This window comes from Aurantimonas sp. E1-2-R+4 (assembly GCF_036549515.1).
Lineage (GTDB): Bacteria > Pseudomonadota > Alphaproteobacteria > Rhizobiales > Rhizobiaceae > Aurantimonas > Aurantimonas coralicida_A.
The window spans coordinates 103,929-125,690 of sequence record NZ_JAZHLK010000004.1 but is presented as its reverse complement, the minus strand read 5'-3'; the positions used below and the strand labels follow the sequence as shown (position 1 = coordinate 125,690).

21 protein-coding genes and 1 tRNA gene are annotated in these 21,762 nt (G+C 64.7%); 20 read left to right on the top strand and 2 right to left on the bottom strand.

Going from position 1 to position 21,762, the window contains the following annotated elements; all coding sequences use genetic code 11:
* Positions 1–80: 80 nt before the first annotated feature.
* From VQ045_RS03575 to VQ045_RS03560, 4 genes are all read left to right on the top strand, one after another.
* Positions 81–266 (top strand): DUF2065 domain-containing protein, encoded by a 186-nt coding sequence (locus VQ045_RS03575; RefSeq protein ID WP_327624143.1) that lies wholly within the window; start codon positions 81–83, stop codon positions 264–266.
* Positions 267–725: 459 nt separating this feature from the next.
* Positions 726–2,000: an ergothioneine biosynthesis protein EgtB gene (gene egtB / locus VQ045_RS03570; RefSeq protein WP_331829183.1), complete on the top strand. Its 1,275-nt coding sequence runs from the start codon at positions 726–728 to the stop codon at positions 1,998–2,000.
* 1 nt (position 2,001) lies between these two features.
* Positions 2,002–2,988: an L-histidine N(alpha)-methyltransferase gene (gene egtD / locus VQ045_RS03565; RefSeq protein WP_327624142.1), complete on the top strand. Its 987-nt coding sequence runs from the start codon at positions 2,002–2,004 to the stop codon at positions 2,986–2,988.
* 182 nt (positions 2,989–3,170) lie between these two features.
* Positions 3,171–4,796: a Do family serine endopeptidase gene (locus tag VQ045_RS03560; RefSeq protein ID WP_331829182.1), complete on the top strand. Its 1,626-nt coding sequence runs from the start codon at positions 3,171–3,173 to the stop codon at positions 4,794–4,796.
* Positions 4,797–4,810: 14 nt separating this feature from the next.
* Here VQ045_RS03560 and serB read toward each other — a convergent pair whose 3' ends face one another.
* A complete protein-coding gene (gene serB, locus VQ045_RS03555) occupies positions 4,811–5,701 on the bottom strand; it encodes a phosphoserine phosphatase SerB (protein ID WP_442879821.1) in 891 nt (296 codons plus the stop codon).
* 13 nt (positions 5,702–5,714) lie between these two features.
* Here serB and miaA point away from each other — a divergent pair, with 13 nt between their 5' ends.
* From miaA to VQ045_RS03505, 10 genes are all read left to right on the top strand, one after another.
* Positions 5,715–6,623: a tRNA (adenosine(37)-N6)-dimethylallyltransferase MiaA gene (miaA, locus tag VQ045_RS03550; protein WP_331829180.1), complete on the top strand. Its 909-nt coding sequence runs from the start codon at positions 5,715–5,717 to the stop codon at positions 6,621–6,623.
* Positions 6,624–6,696: 73 nt separating this feature from the next.
* Complete coding sequence (locus VQ045_RS03545; RefSeq protein ID WP_331829179.1) at positions 6,697–7,539, top strand: GGDEF domain-containing protein; 843 nt, start codon at positions 6,697–6,699, stop codon at positions 7,537–7,539.
* 18 nt (positions 7,540–7,557) lie between these two features.
* Positions 7,558–8,367, top strand: a complete 810-nt coding sequence (locus VQ045_RS03540; protein WP_331829178.1) for a DUF1206 domain-containing protein — start codon at positions 7,558–7,560, stop codon at positions 8,365–8,367.
* Between the two features lie 314 nt (positions 8,368–8,681).
* A complete protein-coding gene (locus VQ045_RS03535) occupies positions 8,682–10,466 on the top strand; it encodes an acetolactate synthase 3 large subunit (protein ID WP_331829177.1) in 1,785 nt (594 codons plus the stop codon).
* 133 nt (positions 10,467–10,599) lie between these two features.
* Positions 10,600–11,172: an acetolactate synthase small subunit gene (ilvN, locus tag VQ045_RS03530; protein ID WP_327624135.1), complete on the top strand. Its 573-nt coding sequence runs from the start codon at positions 10,600–10,602 to the stop codon at positions 11,170–11,172.
* A 100-nt stretch (positions 11,173–11,272) separates the two neighbouring features.
* On the top strand, positions 11,273–11,866 hold the full coding sequence (locus tag VQ045_RS03525; RefSeq protein WP_331829176.1) for a LysE family translocator: 594 nt from the start codon (positions 11,273–11,275) through the stop codon (positions 11,864–11,866).
* 44 nt (positions 11,867–11,910) lie between these two features.
* Positions 11,911–12,564: a nitrile hydratase subunit alpha gene (gene nthA, locus VQ045_RS03520; protein WP_331829175.1), complete on the top strand. Its 654-nt coding sequence runs from the start codon at positions 11,911–11,913 to the stop codon at positions 12,562–12,564.
* Complete coding sequence (gene nthB / locus VQ045_RS03515; protein WP_331829174.1) at positions 12,561–13,235, top strand: nitrile hydratase subunit beta; 675 nt, start codon at positions 12,561–12,563, stop codon at positions 13,233–13,235. The genes nthA and nthB overlap by 4 nt, the downstream gene beginning before the upstream one ends.
* Entirely contained in the window at positions 13,225–13,560 is a 336-nt protein-coding gene (locus VQ045_RS03510; RefSeq protein ID WP_327624131.1) for a nitrile hydratase accessory protein, read from the top strand. The genes nthB and VQ045_RS03510 overlap by 11 nt, the downstream gene beginning before the upstream one ends.
* Positions 13,561–13,649: 89 nt before the next feature.
* A complete protein-coding gene (locus VQ045_RS03505; protein ID WP_327624219.1) occupies positions 13,650–14,777 on the top strand; it encodes an ATP-dependent DNA helicase in 1,128 nt (375 codons plus the stop codon).
* A gap of 103 nt (positions 14,778–14,880) precedes the next feature.
* Here VQ045_RS03505 and VQ045_RS03500 read toward each other — a convergent pair whose 3' ends face one another.
* Entirely contained in the window at positions 14,881–16,503 is a 1,623-nt protein-coding gene (locus VQ045_RS03500) for a hypothetical protein (RefSeq protein ID WP_331829173.1), read from the bottom strand.
* A 294-nt stretch (positions 16,504–16,797) separates the two neighbouring features.
* Here VQ045_RS03500 and VQ045_RS03495 point away from each other — a divergent pair, with 294 nt between their 5' ends.
* The 6 genes from VQ045_RS03495 (at position 16,798) to VQ045_RS03470 (ending at position 21,761) form a co-directional block, all read left to right on the top strand.
* On the top strand, positions 16,798–17,544 hold the full coding sequence (locus tag VQ045_RS03495) for a pyridoxine 5'-phosphate synthase (protein WP_327624129.1): 747 nt from the start codon (positions 16,798–16,800) through the stop codon (positions 17,542–17,544).
* A 188-nt stretch (positions 17,545–17,732) separates the two neighbouring features.
* Positions 17,733–18,362: a TetR/AcrR family transcriptional regulator C-terminal domain-containing protein gene (locus VQ045_RS03490; RefSeq protein ID WP_327624218.1), complete on the top strand. Its 630-nt coding sequence runs from the start codon at positions 17,733–17,735 to the stop codon at positions 18,360–18,362.
* A gap of 11 nt (positions 18,363–18,373) precedes the next feature.
* Positions 18,374–19,393, top strand: coding sequence for a ketol-acid reductoisomerase (ilvC, locus tag VQ045_RS03485; RefSeq protein WP_327624128.1), 1,020 nt, complete (start codon positions 18,374–18,376; stop codon positions 19,391–19,393).
* Between the two features lie 209 nt (positions 19,394–19,602).
* Positions 19,603–20,064: a PilZ domain-containing protein gene (locus VQ045_RS03480; protein WP_327624127.1), complete on the top strand. Its 462-nt coding sequence runs from the start codon at positions 19,603–19,605 to the stop codon at positions 20,062–20,064.
* A gap of 122 nt (positions 20,065–20,186) precedes the next feature.
* A tRNA-Lys gene (locus VQ045_RS03475) sits at positions 20,187–20,262 on the top strand.
* A gap of 929 nt (positions 20,263–21,191) precedes the next feature.
* On the top strand, positions 21,192–21,761 hold the full coding sequence (locus VQ045_RS03470) for a lysophospholipid acyltransferase family protein (RefSeq protein WP_327624848.1): 570 nt from the start codon (positions 21,192–21,194) through the stop codon (positions 21,759–21,761).
* Position 21,762 lies beyond the last annotated feature (1 nt).

Genomic DNA, 21,762 nt, shown 5'->3' with positions numbered 1-21,762 from the left:
CTGGCGCCCGCGTCAGACGCGGCGCCCACCGCCGAACAGGGCGCGGCGGCTGAGGCCGATCAACCGGCTGCCGCCACCCAGTGACGGATTTCGTTGCCGCCCTCGGTCTCCTTCTGGTGATCGAGGGCGTCGTCTATTGCATGTCTCCCGACACGATCCGGCGGATCGGCCGGATGGCCGAGGCGATGCCGGATGCCTCGATGCGGGCCGGTGGGCTCGTCGCAATGATCCTCGGTGTCGGTCTGGTCTGGCTCGTGCGCCACTGACGGTGGCTTGCGCCTGACCCTGTGGTTTTTACGCCCTCGGTCTTTTTGGCTAACCCGGCGATAACCCTCTCGATGAATTGAAGAAGTCGCATTTTCCGGATTTGACGTCCCGTCGGTCGGTCGTCCGGCGATTCGGCGCTCTGGACAGCCGCTGTGTCGCTGCCGTTGCAGGTCCGAAGGCGCGATGCCGGCCCCGCGAGACGCGTCGACCTGTCAGCCGCGCATCACAATGTTGCGACGCGTCTGGTCCTCCCTGAAGCGATCACCTTAAAATCCGGCCTGAGACGAAAGGCATCGTGGGTCGCCGACCGATAGAATGATCGTGATCGCCTTGCAGGATGCTTTGCGTGGGCTACGTCATGCCCTTCGTGCTTCTGCGGGCTGCAGGGGCTGATCGCAGCGAGCCTCGATGTCCGGATGGCTCGCTGAAGCGAAGTCTTGGAACAAGGACCCGTTGTCATGGTCGCTACTTCCCCCAGCCGCTCGGCCGACTCGTCACAGACGCTGAAGCTTTATGGTGCCGTCAGAGAGGCGAGCTGCGGTCTCGGCGCGCCTCTGTCGGATGCCGACGCGACCGTGCAATCGATGCCGGACGCAAGTCCCGCCAAATGGCATCTCGCGCATACGACCTGGTTCTTCGAGACCATGGTGCTCGCGCCGAACGTTCCGGGCTACCGGGTGTTCGACGAAAGCTTCAACTTCCTCTTCAACTCCTATTACGAGACGATCGGCGAGCGGCATCCTCGTCCGATGCGCGGCATGATCACGCGGCCGTCGCTGGATGCGGTGTTCGCCTATCGCGACCATGTCGATGATGCCGTCGTGGCTTTGTTGAATGCCAGCCCGTCGCCGGCAGTGGCCGAACTGGTGGAACTCGGCTGCCATCACGAACAGCAGCATCAGGAACTGCTCCTGACCGATATCCTGCACCTGTTCGCGCAAAACCCGATGCGGCCCGCCTATAAGGATCCGGAGCCGCTCGGCGTTGGAAACGGCGAGCCCGACCCGGCGCGCTATCGTAGCTACGAGGGCGGCATCGTCGAGATCGGCCATGACGGGGAGGGCTTTGCCTTCGACTGCGAGGGCCCAAGGCACCGCGCGCTGACCGAGCCCTTCCGGCTGGCCGACCGGCTGGTTACCAACGGCGAGTGGATGGAGTTCATCGCCGATGGCGGCTACCGCGATCCGCTGTTGTGGCTTTCGGCCGGGTGGGCGACGATCCTGGCGCAAAAATGGTCGATGCCGCTCTACTGGAACGAGCGGGATGGTGAGTATTGGACGATGACGCTGCGCGGCGCGCAGCCGGTCGACCGATCGGCGCCGGTCACCCATGTCAGCTATTTCGAGGCCGACGCCTTCGCGACGTGGGCCGGGCGGCGCCTGCCCAGCGAAACGGAGTGGGAGCACGCGGCGAGCGACGTGACGCTGGAGGGCAACTTCGCCGATTCCGGTCGCTTGCGGCCGAAGCCGGCCGCTGCGGCCGGGGAGGGGCTCCGTCAGATGTTCGGCGAGGTCTGGGAATGGACGCGGAGCCCGTTCACCCCGTATCCGCGTTTCAAGCCGGCCGAAGGCGCGGTGGGCGAATATAACGGTAAGTTCATGTGCGGCCAGTTCGTCTTGCGCGGCGGCTCCTGCGTGACGCCGGCGAGTCATATCCGCTCGACTTACCGGAATTTCTTCCCGCCAGACGCGCGTTGGCAGTTTTCCGGTCTGCGGCTGGCGGAGGACGTCTGAGATGCTCGATCAGGCCGAGTTGGTCGATCGGCAGCGGGAAGCGTTCCGCGCCGACGTGATCGCGGGGCTGTCGCAGCCGCGCAAGGTGCTGCCCAGCCGCTGGCTCTACGACGACCGCGGCTCGGAGTTGTTCGAGGAGATCACCGGGCTCGACGAATATTATCCGACCCGCACCGAGACCGGGATATTACGCTCGGAAGCGGAGGAGATCGCGGCCTTTTGCGGCTCCCACGTCACGCTGCTCGAATATGGCGCCGGGGCCGGTATCAAGACCGAAATCCTGCTGGAGGCACTTGGCGAGCCGGCGCTTTACGTGCCGATCGATATCTCCGGCGATTTCCTGAGCCAGTCGGCGCGCCGCATCGAAAGCCGCTTTCCGGCTCTTGAGGTGGTGCCGGTGATCGCCGACTTCACCATCGATTTCGATCTGCCGGCGGATGTTCCGAGCGATGGGCTGCGCTGCGGCTTTTTCCCCGGCTCGACGATCGGCAATCTCGACGCCGCCGACACCGATGCGTTTTTGCGGCGGATGCGCCGTCACGCTGGGTCCGGCGGGCGGGCGGTAGTCGGCATAGACTTGAAGAAGGATCTCGGCATTCTCCTTGCCGCCTATGACGACCGAGACGGCGTGACCGCGGCGTTCAACCTCAATCTTCTTGCCCGGATCAACCGGGAGCTGGAGGCCGACTTTCCTCTCGATCGCTTCGTCCACGAGGCGCGCTGGAACGACGAGACCTCGGCGGTGGAGATGCACCTGAAGAGCCTCGACGACCGGACCGTCAGGATCGACGGCCATCGCTTCGATTTCTCCGCCGGTGAAACGATCCACAGCGAAAGTTCGCGCAAATATTCGCTGGAAGGCTTCGCCGCCGTTGCCGCCGCTAGCGCGTGGAGCGTCGATCAAGTGTGGACCGACTCCTGGAAACGCTTCGCGATTGTCGGTCTTGCGCCAAGGGATGCGGATGCCGGTCTGACCCGGATCTCATAGGGCGAGGGAGCAACATGCTGCGACGCTCAACCGCAGGACGCCGGGACGGGTGCAGGGTGGCTTCCATCACCAACGCTTCACCTTGCCGTATACTTCTTGATTCCGTGGCCTTTCGAGGTCACGTCTATGAGGTGGCCGCGCGGCGCTTGAGGCGCCGTGTCGAGCCTGCGAAAGGACATATGATGACAATCCGCCTGCGCCGCTTTTCGATTGCCGCCACGGCTGGATTCGTTCTGGCGGCCACGTCGGTTTTTGCCCCGATCGCGACCCACGCGCAGCCGGTTGATCCGGTGCCGGCGCCCGACGCCGTCGTGCCGGCGCTTCCCGCGCCCCCCGTCGACGGCGCCGACCCTAAGACAGACGTCGCGACGCCGCCGCAGACTCCGGGCTCGTCGCCCTTTAAGGGACCGGAATCGGTCGCGGATCTGGCTGAAAAGCTGCTCGACGCGGTGGTCAACATCTCAACGTCGCAGAATGTCGATATGCCCGGACGAGGCGTGCCGAAGCTGGAGGCGCCCGAGGGCTCGCCGCTGCAGGACTTCTTCGACGATCTCTTGAAGCAGGAAGACGGGGCCGGCGAGCGGCGCCTGCAATCGCTCGGTTCCGGCTTCGTCGTCGATTCGAGCGGCATCGTCATCACCAACAATCATGTCATTGCCGACGCGGACAAGATCACCGTGAATTTTCCCGACGGCACGCAGCTCGAAGCCGAGCTGCTCGGCACCGATCCGAAGACTGACCTTGCGGTGTTGAAGGTCGAGTCGGAAACGCCGCTCACCGCCGTCCAGTTCGGCGATTCGGAAAGTCTGCGGATCGGCGACTGGGTGATGGCGATCGGCAATCCGTTCGGCCTCGGCGGTTCGGTTTCGATCGGCATCGTCTCGGCCCGCGGCCGCAATATCAACGCGGGTCCCTACGACAATTTCATTCAGACGGACGCGGCCATCAATCGCGGCAACTCCGGCGGCCCACTGTTCGACATGCACGGCAATGTCGTCGGCATCAACACCGCCATCATCTCGCCGACCGGCGGCTCGATCGGCATCGGCTTCTCGATTCCGTCGAAGCTCGCAGTCAATGTCATCGACCAGCTGCGCGAGTTCGGCGAGACCCGGCGCGGCTGGCTCGGCATTCGGCTGCAGGCGGTCACCGACGACATCGCCAAGGGGTTGGGCATCGGCAAAGCCAGGGGCGCGGTGGTGATGGGCATCGTTCCCGGCGGCCCTTCCGACAACGGTGTGTTGAAGGTCGGCGACGTCATCGTCAGCTTCGACGGGCGCGAAATCGATACGTCCCGCGATCTGCCGCGCATCGTCGCCGAGACGCCCGTCGGCCAGACGGTTCCGGTGGAGATCCTGCGCAAGGCTGCCGCCGCCGATCCCGCCGAGTCGATGGCGGTCGAGGTCACCCTCGGCCGGCTGGAGGACGGCGAAAAGCTGATGGAAAAGGCCGGGGAATCGACGGGGAGTTCGACGAAACCAAGCGGCGACAAGAATTCCAAGATGGGGAGCGTCGAAATCCTTGGCATGACGCTCACCGATCTGGATGGCCCGCTGCGCGAGCAATATAGCCTGGCCGAGGACGCCAAAGGCGTGGTGATCACCGCGGTCAAGCCGAATTCAGGAGCCGCCGAAAAGGGCATCGAAGCCGGCGTGACGATACGCGAAGTCGCCCAGGAAGAGGTGTCCAGCGCCAAGGAGGTCGCGAGCAAGATCGCCAAGCTGAAAGAGGACGGTCGCAAGAACGCGCTGCTGCTCCTGGCCTCGGCCAATGGCGATTTGCGCTTCGTCGTGGTGCCGATCGACTGAGGCGATGCCGGGATCTATTGCTGGAACTTGTCCCGCCTGTAGCCCTGAACAAACAGCAGCGCCGTCAGGTCGCCGTGGTCGATGCGGTGGGGCGCTTGCGCGGCGACTGCCGGCTTGGCGTGCAGCGCGATGCCGGTGCCGGCGCGCTGGATCATCCCGAGGTCATTGGCCCCGTCGCCCACCGCGATCGCCTGCTCTGCGCCGACACCGCGTTCTGCGGCGATCGCTTCCAACGCCGTCACTTTCGCCAGGGCTCCAAGAATGGGCTCTTCGACGTGGCCGGTGAGCTGGCCCGCCTCGGCACACAGGCGGTTGGCGCGGTTTTCATGAAAGCCGAGGCGCGCGGCGATCGGCCTGGTGAAGACCGTAAAGCCGCCGGAAACAAGCGCTGTGTAGGCGCCGTTGGCCCGCATGGTCGCGACCAGCGTTGCGCCGCCAGGCGCGAGCGTGATGCGCTCGGAAATCACCTTGGCCACGATCGCCTCCGGCAGGCCTGCAAGCAGGGCGACGCGCTCCCTGAGGGCCGGTTCGAATTCGATTTCGCCGTTCATCGCACAGACCGTGATCGCGGCGACGCGATCCTTGATTCCGACCTCGGCGGCGAGTTCGTCGATGCATTCCTCGCCAATCATCGTCGAATCCATGTCGGCGATCAAAATGTCCTTGCGCCGCCCGGCGCGCTGCTGCACCACGCAGTCGAAGCGACCGGCTGCGGCAATCTCGGCGACGGCGCGCCGCTGCTCAAGTGAAGGCGCGACCTCGAAGGCGAGATCGGCTGCGAAATCGGGGTCGAGCCAGTCGGCTGTCTCAGCTTGAACACCGAGCTCGCGGGCGATGTCGACAAGGACGCGAGCCGGCAGGCCGGCCCCGGTCGGTGCGGCGATGAGCGTTGCGACGAACATGATATGGCGATCCGAGATGGCAGAAAAACAGGCGATCCTGATAGCTGGGCCGACCGCCAGCGGCAAGTCGCGCCTGGCGCTCGAACTCGCCGAGCGACATGACGGGGTGATCGTCAATGCCGATTCGATGCAGGTCTATGCGGGGCTCGAAATCCTGACGGCGCGGCCGACTTCGGCCGAGCTCGAGCGGGTTCCGCATCGCCTTTACGGCCATGTGCCCCCCCATGAAACCTACTCGGCTGGAACGTATACACGCCAGGCGGCAGCCGTTCTCGCGGATATCCGCGCGTCCGGACGGATTCCCATTTTTTGCGGCGGAACGGGGCTTTATTTCAAGGCTTTGCTAGGGTTTCTGGATGCCATGCCAGAGGTCGCGCCAGAGCTTCGCGAGACATGGCGGCGGCGGCTGGCGGAAGAGGGTGCGCCAGCGCTGCATCGGCTTTTGTCGGAGCGGGACCGCGTCGCCGCAGCCCGCATAAAGCCGGCGGACGGACAACGGATCGTCAGGGCGCTGGAGGTGGGCGAGGCAGCCGGAACGCCGCTGTCATCCTTGCAGGCGGGAGAGGGCGAGGGGCTGCTCGACAGTGGCAAATGCGTGAAGATCATCCTTGCGCCGGAGCGAAGTCGGCTGCGCGAGACGATCGCGCGGCGCTTCGATGCGATGGTCGCGGCCGGTGCGCTCGCCGAGGTCGCCGCGTTTTTAGCGCTTCCCGGTGCGCTAGCGGGGTCGGCGGCCAAAGCGATCGGCGTCGCCGAATTCGGCGCGGTGCTTGACGGCGGGCTGACCCTCGACTCGGCGACAGCCCGCGCGGTGACACGCACAAGGCAATACGCCAAGCGCCAGGAAACTTGGTTCCGTCACCAGTTCGGTGCCGACTGGGCACGGTTGGAGACGTCGGACGCGGACCATATTCCGCCCATTTGATCGGTCCGGTTAAGCGGATGGTGAACCTATTGCGCTAGTGATTCGTGGCAGAAAGAACGGGTTTTTCTTCTGCATGAACATCAGCAAGTCGGAATTGTCGGTCGCATTGTTTTTATGCACGATCGCCGCAGCGACCGCGAGTGCCTATGCGGGGCATAGTGTCGTTGCGTCGGCGCTGGCGGAAACCGGGTTGCAAGAGGTGCAGCGGGTCGAGTCGATCCTCTTCGCCGCGACGTTTTCATGCCTGATCGTCGCTTTGCTAGCCGGATTATTCTGGATATTGCCGATGGTCCGACAACAGGCCCGCGAGCAAGGCAAGCTGCACTCGCTGGCGGGATTATTGCGGCAGCGCTCGCAGGATTTCGAACGCGCCGCCCTGACCGACCCGTTGACCGGCATGAACAACCGGCGCTTCTTCGACGAGTCGTTGCGGCAATATCTGCTTGAATTCGACAGAATTGGACGTCCGCTGGGACTGATGCTGATCGATCTCGACCACTTCAAGGCGATCAACGACACCCATGGGCATGACGTCGGCGACTTGGTCCTGAAGTCGGTAGCGACCTGCCTGTTCGAGTGCACGCGCTATCATGACATCGTCGCGAGGGTGGGCGGCGAGGAGTTCGCCGTCGTTGCGCCGAACATGAGCGCCATGGAGTTTCAACGCTTCGCCGATCAGATCCGGGAGGCTATCTCGATGTCGACCATCGAGGTCGGCAATGTCAGCCTGCGCATCACCGCGTCGATCGGCTTGGCCGTATCGAACGCCGGCGACGAGAACGCCGCGCTCCTGAAACGTGCCGACCTCGCGCTCTACCGAGCCAAACAATCCGGCCGCAATCGGGTCCATGCCCATTCCGACGGCCTAATTCCGTTTGGCGGGGAACGGATCCGGTCCTATAGCGTATCGTCTTAGCAAAATAAGGCGATGATTATGGCAGATACCCACCAGCTGACCGACGACAACCGCGATTGGCTTCGGCACGCCGCAAGGGCTGGCTATGTGGCGCGGGGAGCGGTGTTTCTCATCATCGGCTACTTCGCGTTTCGTGCCGCGTTCGCCTCCGGCGAGGCGATGGATAGCAAAGAGGCGGTCGGACAGATCGCCGGGTCGGCGTTCGGGACCATTCTCCTTGGCCTGCTGGTCCTCGCCCTTTCCTGCTTTGCGGCTTGGCGGATCGTTCAAGTCGTCTTCGATGTCGACCACCATGGTACCGACACGAAAGGGCTGTTCGTGCGGGTTGGCCTGATCTTCAGCGCTTTGGCCTATGGTGCACTTGCCTTCTATGCCGCGAGCCTGCTGATCGGCATGGCGAGTGGCGGCGGTTCAAACGGTCTTGTCGCCAAGGCCTATGAGGCGGGCTACGGCGTCTGGCTCACCTATATCGTTGCCCTCGGTATGGCAGCGGCGGGCGCGGCCCACATCTTCAAGGGCGCCAAAGCCGGCTTTGAAAAGTACATGGAGATTCCCGAGGGAGTCCGCAGCTGGTTGACCCCGGTCTGCCAGTTCGGACTGATGGCCCGAGGTGTCACCTTCCTTGTCCTTGCCGGGCTGCTGTTCAGCGGTGCCGCCTCCTATGCCAGTGGCGATACGCCGGGGCTGGACACGGCGCTGGCGGCGATGGAAGGCTGGTCGTACGGTTGGGCGCTGCTGTCGTTGACCGGGCTCGGGCTCATGGCCTTCGGCATCTACGCGCTGGCCGAGGCGTTGTATCGGCGTATCAATATCGAGGCGGTTGTTTGAGGCCCTCGATCGGCGCGTCGCCTCGATATCGCGACATCTAAGCTTGCTCGGTGCGCGGCCCGTATGTGGCCGCGCACTATTGCGTTGACGGATGGTCCCGATGCGCTTAGCGTCATGTGCGATGAACACACACAGCATTCTCGTAGTACGAAGGCGCACACGCGCGGCGGTCTAGCGACCGCCCGGCGATAGCCACGTGTGCGCATCCAAAGGGCCCCAGCGGCCCTTTTTTATTGCGCCGATTTCCGACAAATATCCGGACAGGAAAACGGCGCCAGACAAATCCGGCAGACAGCAGACGGAAGATCACGACGATGGAAGCGACAGCGGGAACGCGGGAAATGACGGGCGCCGAAATGGTCGTCCAGGCGCTGAAGGACAATGGCGTCACGGATATCTTCGGTTATCCGGGCGGCGCGGTGCTACCGATCTATGACGAGATCTTCCAGCAGGAGGAGGTGCGCCACATTCTGGTGCGGCACGAGCAGGGCGCCGGCCATGCCGCGGAAGGCTATGCCCGCTCGACCGGCAAGCCGGGGGTGATGCTGGTGACCTCCGGGCCCGGTGCGACCAATGCGGTGACGGCGCTGCAGGACGCGCTGATGGATTCGATCCCGCTGGTCTGCATTACCGGCCAGGTCCCGACGACGCTGATCGGCTCCGACGCCTTCCAGGAATGCGACACGGTCGGGATCACGCGGCCCTGCACCAAGCACAATTGGCTGGTCAAGGACGTCAATGACCTGTCCCGCGTGCTGCACGAGGCGTTTCATGTCGCCACCACCGGCCGGCCCGGCCCCGTGGTCGTCGACGTGCCAAAGGACGTCCAGTTCGCGACCGGCACCTATTCGCCGCCGCCGCCGATCCGTCAGCATGAGAGCTACCGGCCGAAGCTCGACGGCGACCGCGACCGGATCGAGGCGGCGGTCGCGATGCTGGCCGCCGCGAAGCGCCCGATGATCTATTCGGGCGGCGGCGTGATCAATTCCGGACCGGAGGCGACGCGGTCGCTGCGGGAGTTCGTCGCGAGCACGGGTTTTCCGATCACCTCGACGCTGATGGGGCTTGGCGCCTATCCCGCGTCCGGAAAGAACTGGCTCGGCATGCTCGGCATGCACGGCACCTACGAGGCGAATCTCGCCATGCATGGCTGCGACGTGATGCTGTGCGTCGGTGCACGCTTCGATGACCGTATCACCGGGCGCCTCGATGCGTTCTCGCCGAACTCGAAGAAGATCCACATCGACATCGATCCCTCGTCGATCAACAAGAACGTCCATGTCGACCTGCCGATCATCGGCGATGTCGGCCATGTGCTGAAGGACATGGTCGAACTCTGGAATGCGCGCGGCACGGCGAGCGAACCGGCGGCGCTGGCGAGCTGGTGGGACCAGATCGAGACATGGCGTGCGCGCGACTGTCTCGCCTACAAGCCGAACAACGACGTCATCATGCCGCAATACGCCGTGCAGCGGCTCTACGCGGCGACCAAGGACCGCGAGACCTACGTGTCGACCGAGGTCGGCCAGCATCAGATGTGGGCGGCGCAGTTCTATGGTTTCGAGGAGCCGAACCATTGGCTTACCTCCGGCGGGCTGGGGACGATGGGCTACGGCCTGCCGGCGGCGATCGGCGCGCAGATCGCCCATCCCGATGCCTTGTCGGTCTGCATCGCCGGCGACGCGTCGGTGCTGATGAACATGCAGGAGATGTCGACCGCGGTTCAGCACCAAGCGAACGTCAAGATTTTCATCCTCAACAACCAGTATATGGGCATGGTCCGCCAGTGGCAGCAGCTCTTGCACGGCAACCGCTTGTCGCACTCCTACACAGAGGCGCTGCCGGATTTCGTCAAACTGGCGGAAGCCTATGGCGGCCACGGCATTCGCTGCGAGAAGCCGGGCGATCTCGATGACGCGATCGAGGAGATGCTGGCTGTCGACAAGCCGGTGCTGTTCGACTGCCGCGTGGCCAATCTCGCCAACTGCTTCCCGATGATCCCGTCGGGCAAGGCGCATAACGAGATCCTGCTGCCGGACGAGGCGAGCGACGAGGCAGTGGCCAGCGCCATCGACGCCAAGGGCAAGGCGCTGGTGTAGACGCAGCGGCGCCACGTCGGGGGATTGTCTCGACGGCTTTCGCGCTTCGGCGCGTTTGTACCGCCGCGCCGACGCTTTTCTTTTTCGCGCGCGCCTCTATGGTGCCGCCACCTCCAGAGTACCGAGTTCGACCATGAACAGACCCGTCCAGCCACCCGCTTCGGCCTATTTCATTACTCCCGAAAAGGAGGCGAACGAGGCGCGCACGCTGGCGATCATCGTCGACAACGAGCCGGGGGTTCTGGCGCGCGTCATCGGGCTGTTCTCCGGCCGCGGCTACAACATCGAAAGCCTGACGGTCTCGGAAACCGAACACGAAAAGCATCTATCGCGCATTACGGTCGTCACCCGCGGCGCGCCGCATGTGATCGAGCAGCTGAAGAGCCAGCTCGACCGGATCGTGCCGGTGCATCGCGTCGTCGACCTCACCCGCGTGGCGGGCGAAGACGGCGAAAGCGCTCCGATCGAGCGCGAGCTGGCGATCGTCAAGGTCGCCGGCAAGGGTGAGGGCCGCGTCGAGGCGCTGCGGCTCGCCGATGTCTTCCGCGCCAAGGTCATCGACTCCTCGATCGAGCATTTCGTCTTCGAGATCACCGGCCGGCCGTCGAAGATCGACAAATTCGTGGCGATCATGGCGCCGCTCGGCCTTGTCGAGGTCTGCCGCACCGGCGTCGCGGCGCTGTCGCGCGGCAAGGCGGGAATGTAGGCGGGGCAGTAGATTTCTGAGAATTCTTTTGACGGTCGGCTCACACCGTCCTATAGGTCAGCAATGCTGACCTAAATACATCTCGCTCGAGCTGGATTGCATGAACCCCGACGTTTTCCTCGCGCTGCTGACTTTCGCCTTCGTGGCCTCGATCACGCCGGGGCCGAACAATCTGATGCTGCTGGCCTCGGGCGTGAATTTCGGCTTTTGGCGGACCTTCCCGCACATGTGCGGCATCGCTGGCGGGTTCGGCCTGTTGCTGCTGGCGGTCGGATTTGGGCTCGGCGCGTTGCTGGCCGCCTATCCGCCACTCCATATCGCACTGAAGCTCGTGGGCGGTGTCTACCTCCTGTTCCTGGCCTGGAAGATCGCGACGACCCGCCGAATGAGCGAGGGGAAGGGCGGCGAGCGGCCGATGACCTTCGTCGAGGCGGCTGCATTCCAGTGGGTCAACCCCAAGGCCTGGGTGATGGCGATCACCGCGATGGCGATCTACACCGATCCCGCGCGGCCGTTCGCCTCGGTCGTGCTCGTCGCCGCGGCCTTTACGCTGGTCAACTGGCCGAGCGTGTCGACCTGGGCGGGCTTCGGGGTGATGCTCAAGCGCTTCCTCGCCGATCCAGCGCGGCTGAAATGGTTCAACATCGCGATGGGCGTCCTTCTGGCGCTGACCTTGGTGCCGATGCTGTGGTGACCAGGCATATTGCGAGGAAAGCGCGGCAGGCTTAGCTTTAGGCCATGAGCCATTCGCACGACAATGACGCCCACCATCATGGGCATGCCCACGACAATGATTTCGACCCGATGACAGCGCGGGTAAAAGCGCTGGAAACGATCCTGACCCGCAAGGGCCTCGTCGATCGGACGGCGGTCGACGCGATCATCGAAACCTACGAGACCAAGGTGGGGCCGCGCAACGGCGCGCGCGTGGTGGCGAAAGCCTGGGCCGATCCACAATTCGAGGCGTGGCTGCGCGAGGACGCGACGGCCGCGATCGCCTCGCTCGGCTTTACCGGCCGCCAGGGCGAACACATGCACGCGGTCTTCAACACGCCGGCAACGCACAACCTCGTCGTTTGCACGCTCTGCTCCTGCTACCCGTGGGCGGTGCTCGGGCTGCCGCCGGTCTGGTACAAGTCGCCGCCCTATCGCTCCCGTGCCGTTATCGATCCTCGTGGGGTGCTGGAGGAGTTCGGGGTAACCCTCTCGCCGGACGTCAAAATCCGTGTTTGGGATTCGACCGCAGAGATGCGCTATCTCGTCGTGCCGATGCGGCCGGCCGGGACGGAGGGCCTCGACGAAAGCCGACTGGCCGATCTGCTCACGCGCGACGCGATGATCGGGACGGGGCTTGCCCTCGCGCCGGAATCGGTCAGCGGTGCGGGCCAATGAACGGCCCGCAGGATCTCGGCGGCCAGATGGGCTTCGGCCCGATCGCGCCGGAGACGAACGAGCCGCTGTTTCACGCCGATTGGGAAAAGCGTGCGCTGGGGCTGACCGTCGCGGCGGGAACGCTCGGTGCCTGGACGATCGACGAAAGCCGCCATGCGCGCGAAAGCCTGCATCCCGCGGATTATTACGGCTCGAGCTATTACGAGATCTGGACCAAGGCGCTTGAGAGTCTGCTGCTGCGCCACGGTTTCGTCACGCGGGAAGAACTCGATCGTGGCGAAGCGCTCGTCGATGCGCCGACGCCGAAGCGCGTGGTCTCTGGCGCCGACATGCCGGCGGTTCTGGCCAAGGGGGCGCCGGTCGACCGGCCGGCGATCGCGCCGGCCATGTTTGCGGTCGGCGACAGGGTCCGCACCATCGAGATGCATCCCACCGGCCACACGCGGCTGCCGCGCTATGCCCGCGGCCGCGTCGGCCGGGTCGACATCGTTCACGGCGTCCATGTCTTTCCGGACACCAACGCGCACGGCAAGGGGGAGGCGCCGCAATGGCTCTACACCGTCGCCTTCGACGGTCCGGCGTTGTGGGGCAGGGATGGCGATCCGGGACTGACCGTCTCGATCGACGCCTTCGAAAGTTATCTGGAACCGGTGCCGCACGATGACGAATGACGCTCCCGAGCGTTTCGCCGAGCCATGGCAGGCGGAAGTTCTCGGACTGCAGGTCGCGCTCGTGGAGAACGGCGTTTTCACCGCCGCCGAATGGGCCGAAGCACTCGGGCGAACGCTGCACGCGTCGGACGCGGCCGAGGACGGGTCCGATTACTATCCGCGCTTTCTCGGCGCGCTCGAAGGGTTGCTTGCCGAAAAAGGGCTGACGGGCACCGCAGAGGTCGAGGGGCTGGCCGCCGCCTGGCGCCGCGCCGCGCGGGCGACGCCGCATGGCCAGCCGATCGTGCTGGCAAACGATCCGGAGGGGCGTGGCCGGACGGAATAGGGCGGAGGGGCCGGGCGAAGACGTCGAAAGACGAGAGTGCGCGTCGATTTGTCGTTGCCGTGTCGCCCCGAATCCTGCCATTTGCCCCCATGAAGCTCTCACCCCAGCAGGACGACGCGCTGAAGGCCGTCGCGCAATGGCTGGAAGACGGCGATCAGCCGATCTTCCGCCTGTTCGGCTATGCCGGCACCGGCAAGACGACGCTGGCGCGCCATTTCGCCGAAGGCATCGATGGCTCGGTGCAGTTCGCCGCCTTTACCGGCAAGGCGGCGCAGGTGTTGCGGTCGAAGGGCGCCAAGAGTGCCCGTACGCTGCATTCGCTGATCTACCGGCCGCGCGGCGAGGAGACCGTCGCCGACGAGGCGAGCGGGACGTCGCGAGTCTCGCCGACCTTTTCGCTCAATCGCCAGAGCCCGGTCGCCAAGGCCAAGCTGGTCATCGTCGACGAATGCTCCATGGTCGACGAGGCGCTCGGGCGCGATCTGATGTCCTTCGGCACGCCGATCCTCGTGCTCGGCGATCCGGGCCAGCTTCCGCCGGTCTCGGGCGGCGGTTTCTTCACCGAGGCCGAGCCCGACTTTCTATTGACCGAGATCCATCGCCAGGCGCGTGACAATCCGATCATCGAACTCGCCCTGCATGTCCGCGAGGGCAAGGAGCTGATGCATGGCGACTGGGGGGCCGCCAAGATCATCGGCAAGCGCGATGTGGAAACCGACAAGGTGCTCGCCGCCGATCAGGTTCTGGTCGGCACCAACCGGACGCGACGGCGCTACAATGCGCGACTGCGCGAGTTGAAGGGCTTTGAGGGTCCGCTGCCGATGGCCGGCGACAAGCTTGTGTGTCTGCGAAATGATCCGCCGAAGGGGTTGCTCAACGGCTCGCTCTGGCAGGTGATGACCGCCGCGCGCGAGACGGCGAAGCCCGGCGTCAATCTCATCGTCAAGCCGGACGACGACGACATCGACCAGGGCGCGGCGAAGATCAGGCTCCTGAAGGCCGCCTTCGAGGACCCGGACGCCGACATTCCCTGGGCGACCAAGAAGCGCTTCGACGATTTCGATTTTGGCTACGCCCTGACTGTTCACAAGGCCCAGGGCTCGCAGTGGAACGACGTCGTCCTGTTCGACGAAAGCTGGGCCTTCAAGGAAACCCGCGAGCGCTGGCTCTATACGGCGATCACCCGCGCGGCGGAGACGCTAACCATCGTCAAGTGAGCGGACGCCCGGTCGCGAAGGCGGACGGCCAAGCGACATGAAAAAAGGCCCGTGATCGGGTGATCGCGGGCCTTCTTGCTGATTGGGCTGTCGTCGGGCCGGCTCAGCAGCCCGCCGCTGACAGGAAGGCGCTGCGGTCTTCGACCTTATCGAGCGTGACCACGCAGCCATCGCCGAGATCGATCGCACCGCCGGTTTCCACCTGCTGCCGATCGCCCCCGATCACCTGGAGCGTCGCGCCTGAGTCGCTGACCGCCGAGACGAAGATTTTCTTCTCGCCGAACGTCGCGGTCTGGCCGGTCGTCAGGCCGGATGCCGAACCGGCCGTGTCGCCGCCCGTCGGAGCCGCCGGTTCATCGGCGGCGGGTGTCGTGGCTTCGCCGGTGTCAGCGGCCGGCGCAGCCTCTGCACCGTTGTCCGCTGCATCGGTGGGCTGTTCTTCGGCAGTCGGGGCCGTCGTCTCGGCGTCCGCCGCGGCGGAGGGTTGCGCGCCATCGCTCGCTGCTGCTGCCTGGCCTTCGCTGGAATCGCCGCTCGCGCAACCCTCAGCGGTCAATTGCACCTGACCATTCTCGATACCGGCGACGGTCACCATGCAGCCATTGCCGGCGTCGAGCGCCGAACCGGTCGCGACCGTCTGGCGGCCCTTGCCGGCGACGAAGAGCGAGGCGTCGCTCTCGCCAATGGCCGAAACGAAGACGCGGGTGTCGCCGAAGACGGCCGTGCCGCCCGTCGGCACGCTGGCGGAGTTGCCGTCACCGCTTTGCGAGGCGCTAACGGGTTCGGCCGGCTGCTGGCCTTCCGGCTGGGCTGCTGGAGTAGCGGGCGCCTCAGTGGTTTGCTGCTGCTCTGCCGGCGCTGCTGCCTGGGCGTCAGTCTCCGGAGCCGGCTGTTCACCGCCGGTCGAAGCTGCTTGCTCGCCATCCGTGGGGGCCGTTTCGGTGGCGGCTCGCGCGGCCTGTTGGCCATCGGCGGGAGCTTCCGGCGCCGTTGCCGCCTGCGGCGCACTCTCGGCCGACTGCTCGCACCCTTGCGCGGCGAGGTAGGCCGCGCCGGCAGTAACGCCGGCGACGCTGACCTCGCAGGTCTCGCGGACCTTGATTGCCTCGCCCGTCGCGACCTCCTGGTTTTCGCCATCGCTGACGACCAGGGTCGCGCTGCCGTTTTCGACCGAAATCGCCGTCAGCCGCACAGTGTAGCCTCCGAAGATCGCCGCCTGACCGGGCAGGAGGATGGCGCCGGACGCGCCGATCTGTTCTGCCAGCGCCGCAGGATCGCCGCCGGGTGTCGCCGTCGTGGCGGCCACCTCGGAGGGCGACGGCTGCGGCGTGGCGCTCGCGATCCGCTCTTCGAGGCTCTTCAGTTGGGTCGCAATTTCGTCCAGCTTGGCGGCCGCGCCGCCGGCGGCCTGGCCGGCCTGTTCCTGGACGGCTTGCGTGATCGCGTCGGTGCGGCTCTGCAGTTCGTTCGTCAGCTGGTCGAAGCGCGACCCCAGCGCGTTGACTGCTTCCGTCGCCGCGTCATCGCCGGTGTCGGCGGCCGGTTCCGAGAGGCGGGTGCTCAACGCCTCAACATTGGTCTGGATTTGACCGATCGGCGCCTTCAGCTCCTCGATCTGTCCCGCCATGGTTTCGCTGGCTTCGTCGAAGTCGGGCGCCGCCCACCAGCCGACGATCAGACCCACAAGGCCTGCGATCAGGATCGGGATAAATCTCGAGCCGCCCATCATGTCCTCCCACAGAACCATCGGCAAAACGCCGAGATTTCAGAATAGGGTCGGGAGCCCCCGGCCTGTCAATGCGAACAAGCGCAGTGGTGTCGGGCTGCACCCGAGCTCGGCGGGGAGGAGGGCACCAGTAGGGACAGCCTTCGTCTTCTATGCTACCGAGCCGGCAATAGAGCGCCAGTGCGTCCATCCGGACGCACAAAGGACGCTCTATCACTTTGGTTGAGCATCGGAATAATCCGAAAACCGGATCCACTTTTCGGTCCGATGCTCTAGCCGCCGAGCGAGACCGCCATGCCGACCGAACTGTCCGTCAATCTCAACGCCGTCGCCATGCTGAGAAACCGGCGCGACCTGCCCTGGCCGAGCGTGACCGCGCTGGGCCGGATCGCGTTGCAGGCAGGCGCGCACGGGCTGACGGTGCATCCGCGTCCCGACCAGCGGCATATCCGCTTTTCCGACCTGCCGGACATTCGCCGGCTGATCGATACGGAATTTCCCGGCGCCGAGTTCAATATCGAGGGCTATCCGACGCCGGAGTTCCTGGAACTCGTTCGCGCGGCGCGGCCGGAGCAGGTGACGCTGGTCCCCGACGACCCCTCTCAGCCGACCTCCGACCATGGCTGGGATTTCGTTGCCGCGGCGGCGTTTCTCAGGCCGATCGTGATGGCGTTGAAGGGCGAGGGCGCCCGGGTCTCGCTGTTCGCCGACCCCGAACCCGAAGCGATGGCGGCTGCCGCCGCAACGGGCTGCGATCGCGTCGAACTCTACACCGGCCCCTATGGCGCGACCCATGACGATCCGGACGCGGCGGCGCGCGAGATCGAGCGTCTCGGGCGTACCGCCGACGCGGCGCTGGCGACCGGTCTCGGAGTCAATGCCGGGCACGATTTGACCGTCGCCAACCTGCCGCCGCTGGTCGCGCGCATCCCCGACCTCGCCGAGGTCTCGATCGGCCACGGATTGACCGCCGACGCTTTGGAATTCGGTATGGCCGAGACCGTGCGCCGGTTTTGTCACGCCTGCGGGCAGGATGCCTGACCCGATGCTCTCGTGACGCAGGGCTTTCACAGGGCCATTGCCGACGTCCTTTCAGCGGGTGCTTGATCCCTGCCGCCATTGCCGCTAAATAGCCGTACCGTACGTTACGGTACGGCTGATGGGCAAGCGAACCACAAGCAGGACGGGTGGCGCGGGTGCAGACGATAGAGGATCTCGACAGCAACACGATGACGGCGCGCCAGCGCGACGTCCTCGATGCGGCGCTCGGCCTCGTCGTGGCGGCGCGGCGTCCCTTGACCATGGCGGCGGTGGCGCGGGCAGCGAGCTGTTCCAAGGAGACGCTCTACAAATGGTTTGGCGACCGTGACGGGCTTTTGACCGCGACCGTCCGCTGGCAGGCGGCCAAGGTGCGCGGCGTTCCGGCCCGAACCGGGCGCGACACGCGCCAGCAGCTTCACTCCGACCTTGCCCAATTCGCACGCGACTGGCTGACGGTAATCTCCGGGCCGACCTCGGTCGCGCTCAACCGGCTCGCGGTCGCAGAAGCCGGCTCCCAGACCGCCGATCTCGGTGCGATCGTTCTGAACAATGGTCCGTTCGCGATGGCCCGGCGGCTGAAGCCGGCGCTGGCGGCCGGGCGCGCGGCCGAAATTCTTGATTTCGACGATGTCGATGCCGCCTTCCGGACCTTCTTCGGTCTGGTCGTGCGCGACGTCCAGATCCGACTTCTGCTCGGCGAACCGCTTGATTTGCGCCCTGCCGATATCGACCGCGACGCCAAGCGCGCCGCGGATCAGTTCTTCGCCCTTTACGGGGCGGACGAGAACCGGCCGATCGTGGCCGGAGACATCAACTAGGAGGACACGACATGCGCGTCTATTACGATCGGGATGCCGATCTCAATCTCATCAAGTCCCGCAAGGTTGCGATCATCGGCTATGGCAGCCAGGGCCGCGCCCATGCGCTCAATCTGAAGGATTCCGGCGCCAAGGACGTCGCCATCGCCCTGCGTCAGGGCTCGGCGACCGCCAAGAAGGCCGAGGCCGACGGCTTCAAGGTGATGACGGTGGCCGAAGCGGCCGGCTGGGCGGACCTGATGATGATGGCCGCGCCGGACGAACTGCAGGCCGACATCTACAAGGACGAGATCGCCGCGAACATTCGCGACGGCGCGGCGATCGCCTTCGCCCACGGCCTCAACGTGCATTTCGGCCTGATCGAGCCGAAGGACACGGTCGACGTGGTGATGATCGCGCCCAAGGGCCCCGGTCATACGGTGCGCGGCGAGTACCAGAAGGGCGGCGGCGTTCCGTGCCTCGTCGCGGTGCATCGCGACGCCTCGGGCAACGCCCTCGATCTGGCGCTGTCCTATGCTTGCGGCGTCGGTGGTGGCCGTTCGGGCATCATCGAGACCAATTTCAAGGAAGAGTGCGAGACCGATCTATTCGGCGAGCAGGTGGTCCTGTGTGGCGGCCTGGTGGAACTGATCCGGGCTGGTTTCGAGACCCTGGTGGAAGCCGGCTATGCGCCGGAAATGGCCTATTTCGAGTGCCTGCACGAGGTCAAGCTGATCGTCGACCTCATCTATGAGGGCGGCATCGCCAACATGAATTACTCGATCTCCAACACCGCCGAGTGGGGCGAATACGTCTCCGGCCCGCGCATCATCACCGCCGAAACCAAGGCCGAGATGAAGCGCGTCCTGAACGACATCCAGACCGGCAAGTTCACCAGCGAATGGATGCAGGAATACCGTTCCGGCATGGCCCGCTTCAAGGGGATCCGCCGCCGCAACGACGATCACCAGATCGAGGAAGTCGGCGAAAAGCTGCGCGGCATGATGCCCTGGATCAAGTCCGGCGCATTGGTCGACAAGGCCCGCAACTAGCTCGACCCGCGCCTATCGCGCCGAATCGAAGATCGGATGGCCGGGCAACGAGGTTGCCCGGCCATCGTCGTTTAGCGTTGCGAGAGGTGTCGTTCCTAGCCGAGCGGCGAACGGCCATGATCGACAATGTCAAAATGTCCCGGCCGGCTTCAGCATTTGCAAAGGACTGTCTGGGATAATTCCGCTTGCAGATTGTCCCGGAGGCCATCATGGCAGCGCTCCCAGAACTCGAACCCGATGGATCGGAACGCCGCGTCGCCCAGCGCATGCGGACGCTCAAACGCGCCAAGGTGATCTTCAACGGCGGCTTCTCGACCTTCGATTGCATCGTGCGCAATCTTTCGGCGACCGGGGCGCTGTTGACCATCGACGAAGCCGCGCACCTGCCGAAGGCGTTCGAAATTCGGGTCGGAGAAGACCAGCACGCCCGTCCCGCTCGCCTGGTCTACCGGCGGGCGATGTTCGCGGGAATCCGCTTTCTCGACATCGCGGATGAGCAGGACGACGACAGGGAGGCGGCCGTCGCGAGTCAGTCGGCGGCGTTGGACGAACTGAACTCGGTTCAACACGAATCGGCGTCGACCCCCGGCATCCGCCGGATCGAGCCCGAAATCCTTCCGCCGGCGCTCTCAAGCCTGTTCGCCTGGTCCAGGACCGATCCCGCGTCGTAGCATCGCGCCATGGCCCCTAGGGACCGCGGCATCTCTCGAAAACCGTGGCAACCGGTCCACAAACGGGTGGACAGGCTCTCGGGCGCTCTCTATATAGCCGCTACCGAACGCCTCGGCGTCGTGGGTGATTAGCTCAGTTGGTAGAGCAGCTGACTCTTAATCAGCGGGTCGTAGGTTCGAACCCTACATCACCCACCAAATATCTTCCTGGCGCCACCTGCTGGAACACGATCCTTGCGCGCTGGTGGATATTCCGCCCGTGAGACTAGCTACATGGGGCCTTGGTGCGTAATCCGCGTAGCGCAGAAATGGCTAAGGGACTTTGGGTCGTCGGTTTCACAGCTTTCGGCAGACCCGGTCATGCCAGCTGCTGTCTTCCTCGACGCGATGCTCGCATCTCGCCATCGCGGCCCGTAACGCTTTATATGACGCTCCGTCTTTTATGTCGTGATGCCGGCAATACACACATCGGGCACTCGGGCTCCCACCCCTCATTCGGCCGTGTCGTTGGGCGGATCGTCCGCTTGGAAGTGGAATGTAGACACGATGGGCAACGCGGAATATCGGCTATGGGCGATACAAAATTGCGAGTCGAGGACTTCGACGCCGCGATCCCCGACCTCGGCGGGATAGCGGCACGGACGGCTCGCATGCATGCCGCGGACGGGAAGCGGTTGGTTCACGAGCATTTTAGGCGGCGTACCGAAAAGACGGGAGCGCAGCTTCGCTGGTTCCTCGGTAACGACTACGGGCGTTCCGTCGACCTCAAGAGGCGATACGACGGTGTCACAAGTTCTCCAAATGCGATGTCAGGCCAGGAACTCATTGAAAAAATATAGGATCGCCTGGCTGGAGCACGACACAACGTTCAAAGCGCGCGACAGTAACGGCTGCGGATTGTTCCGCGCCTTCAAGCTCGACGTGAGCGGTTCGGCCACGCATCACGTTGCTGACCTGCCGGGTAGGAGGTCGTGGGTCGCAGCATGAGCATCCCCAAGCTGAGGTCGAAAATTTTCGATGGGCTTTTTGCCATTTGGACAGCATCGTTCGCGATCGGGAGACTGGTATTGTGGGCAGCCGGATCACCTCCCGGACCCATTAGGGCGGCGACACGTCTATGGGTCCGCATGGCGCTGGTCGGACTGAAATATGTGGTCCGATTGCGGTATGTCGAATGCGGTCGGGAGTTCATTCCGCATGAGCCCTGCCTCATTATCTGCAACCATCAATCCACGTGGGAGACGCTTGCCTTTCTTGTTCTCGTCCCGAACGTCGCGATTATCGCGAAGCAGGAATTACTGCGAATTCCAATCGTGTCGTGGTATTTGAGAAAATCCCCGATGATCATCATTGATCGCGAGACAGGCGCAAGAGCCCTGAAGACCATGCTCGAACAAAGTCGGGCAGCGCTTGCCAGCGGCCGCTCGGTGCTCATCTTCCCGGAAGGTTCACGCAAGTCGGACGTGGAGCCGATCCGGTTCAGGCGCGGCGTCGAACTGCTTTACGCCAAGCTCGGCACCTCGGTCCTGCCAGTGGCGGTCAATTCGGGGAAATTCTGGGGCCCCGGCCAGCCCTATAAGCGAAGCGGTACGATCGTGGTTTCATACTTGCCACTTATTTCACCGGGCCATCCGCCCGCGGAATTCAGTCGCAAGGCCGAAGCGGCCCTCGAAGCGGAGCGGACGAGGATCGGCTAGA

What these genes read in the sequence shown, in the direction of transcription:
- egtB (WP_331829183.1), top strand. Translation starts at nt 726, where the DNA reads ATGGTCGCTACTTCCCCCAGCCGCTCGGCCGACTCGTCACAGACGCTG.
- egtD (WP_327624142.1), top strand. Translation starts at nt 2,002, where the DNA reads ATGCTCGATCAGGCCGAGTTGGTCGATCGGCAGCGGGAAGCGTTCCGC.
- VQ045_RS03560 (WP_331829182.1), top strand. Translation starts at nt 3,171, where the DNA reads ATGACAATCCGCCTGCGCCGCTTTTCGATTGCCGCCACGGCTGGATTC.
- miaA (WP_331829180.1), top strand. Translation starts at nt 5,715, where the DNA reads ATGGCAGAAAAACAGGCGATCCTGATAGCTGGGCCGACCGCCAGCGGC.
- VQ045_RS03545 (WP_331829179.1), top strand. Translation starts at nt 6,697, where the DNA reads ATGAACATCAGCAAGTCGGAATTGTCGGTCGCATTGTTTTTATGCACG.
- VQ045_RS03540 (WP_331829178.1), top strand. Translation starts at nt 7,558, where the DNA reads ATGGCAGATACCCACCAGCTGACCGACGACAACCGCGATTGGCTTCGG.
- VQ045_RS03535 (WP_331829177.1), top strand. Translation starts at nt 8,682, where the DNA reads ATGGAAGCGACAGCGGGAACGCGGGAAATGACGGGCGCCGAAATGGTC.
- ilvN (WP_327624135.1), top strand. Translation starts at nt 10,600, where the DNA reads ATGAACAGACCCGTCCAGCCACCCGCTTCGGCCTATTTCATTACTCCC.
- VQ045_RS03525 (WP_331829176.1), top strand. Translation starts at nt 11,273, where the DNA reads ATGAACCCCGACGTTTTCCTCGCGCTGCTGACTTTCGCCTTCGTGGCC.
- nthA (WP_331829175.1), top strand. Translation starts at nt 11,911, where the DNA reads ATGAGCCATTCGCACGACAATGACGCCCACCATCATGGGCATGCCCAC.
- nthB (WP_331829174.1), top strand. Translation starts at nt 12,561, where the DNA reads ATGAACGGCCCGCAGGATCTCGGCGGCCAGATGGGCTTCGGCCCGATC.
- VQ045_RS03510 (WP_327624131.1), top strand. Translation starts at nt 13,225, where the DNA reads ATGACGAATGACGCTCCCGAGCGTTTCGCCGAGCCATGGCAGGCGGAA.
- VQ045_RS03505 (WP_327624219.1), top strand. Translation starts at nt 13,650, where the DNA reads ATGAAGCTCTCACCCCAGCAGGACGACGCGCTGAAGGCCGTCGCGCAA.
- VQ045_RS03500 (WP_331829173.1), bottom strand. Translation starts at nt 16,503, where the DNA reads ATGGGCGGCTCGAGATTTATCCCGATCCTGATCGCAGGCCTTGTGGGT.
- VQ045_RS03495 (WP_327624129.1), top strand. Translation starts at nt 16,798, where the DNA reads ATGCCGACCGAACTGTCCGTCAATCTCAACGCCGTCGCCATGCTGAGA.
- VQ045_RS03490 (WP_327624218.1), top strand. Translation starts at nt 17,733, where the DNA reads ATGACGGCGCGCCAGCGCGACGTCCTCGATGCGGCGCTCGGCCTCGTC.
- ilvC (WP_327624128.1), top strand. Translation starts at nt 18,374, where the DNA reads ATGCGCGTCTATTACGATCGGGATGCCGATCTCAATCTCATCAAGTCC.
- VQ045_RS03480 (WP_327624127.1), top strand. Translation starts at nt 19,603, where the DNA reads ATGGCAGCGCTCCCAGAACTCGAACCCGATGGATCGGAACGCCGCGTC.
- VQ045_RS03470 (WP_327624848.1), top strand. Translation starts at nt 21,192, where the DNA reads ATGGCGCTGGTCGGACTGAAATATGTGGTCCGATTGCGGTATGTCGAA.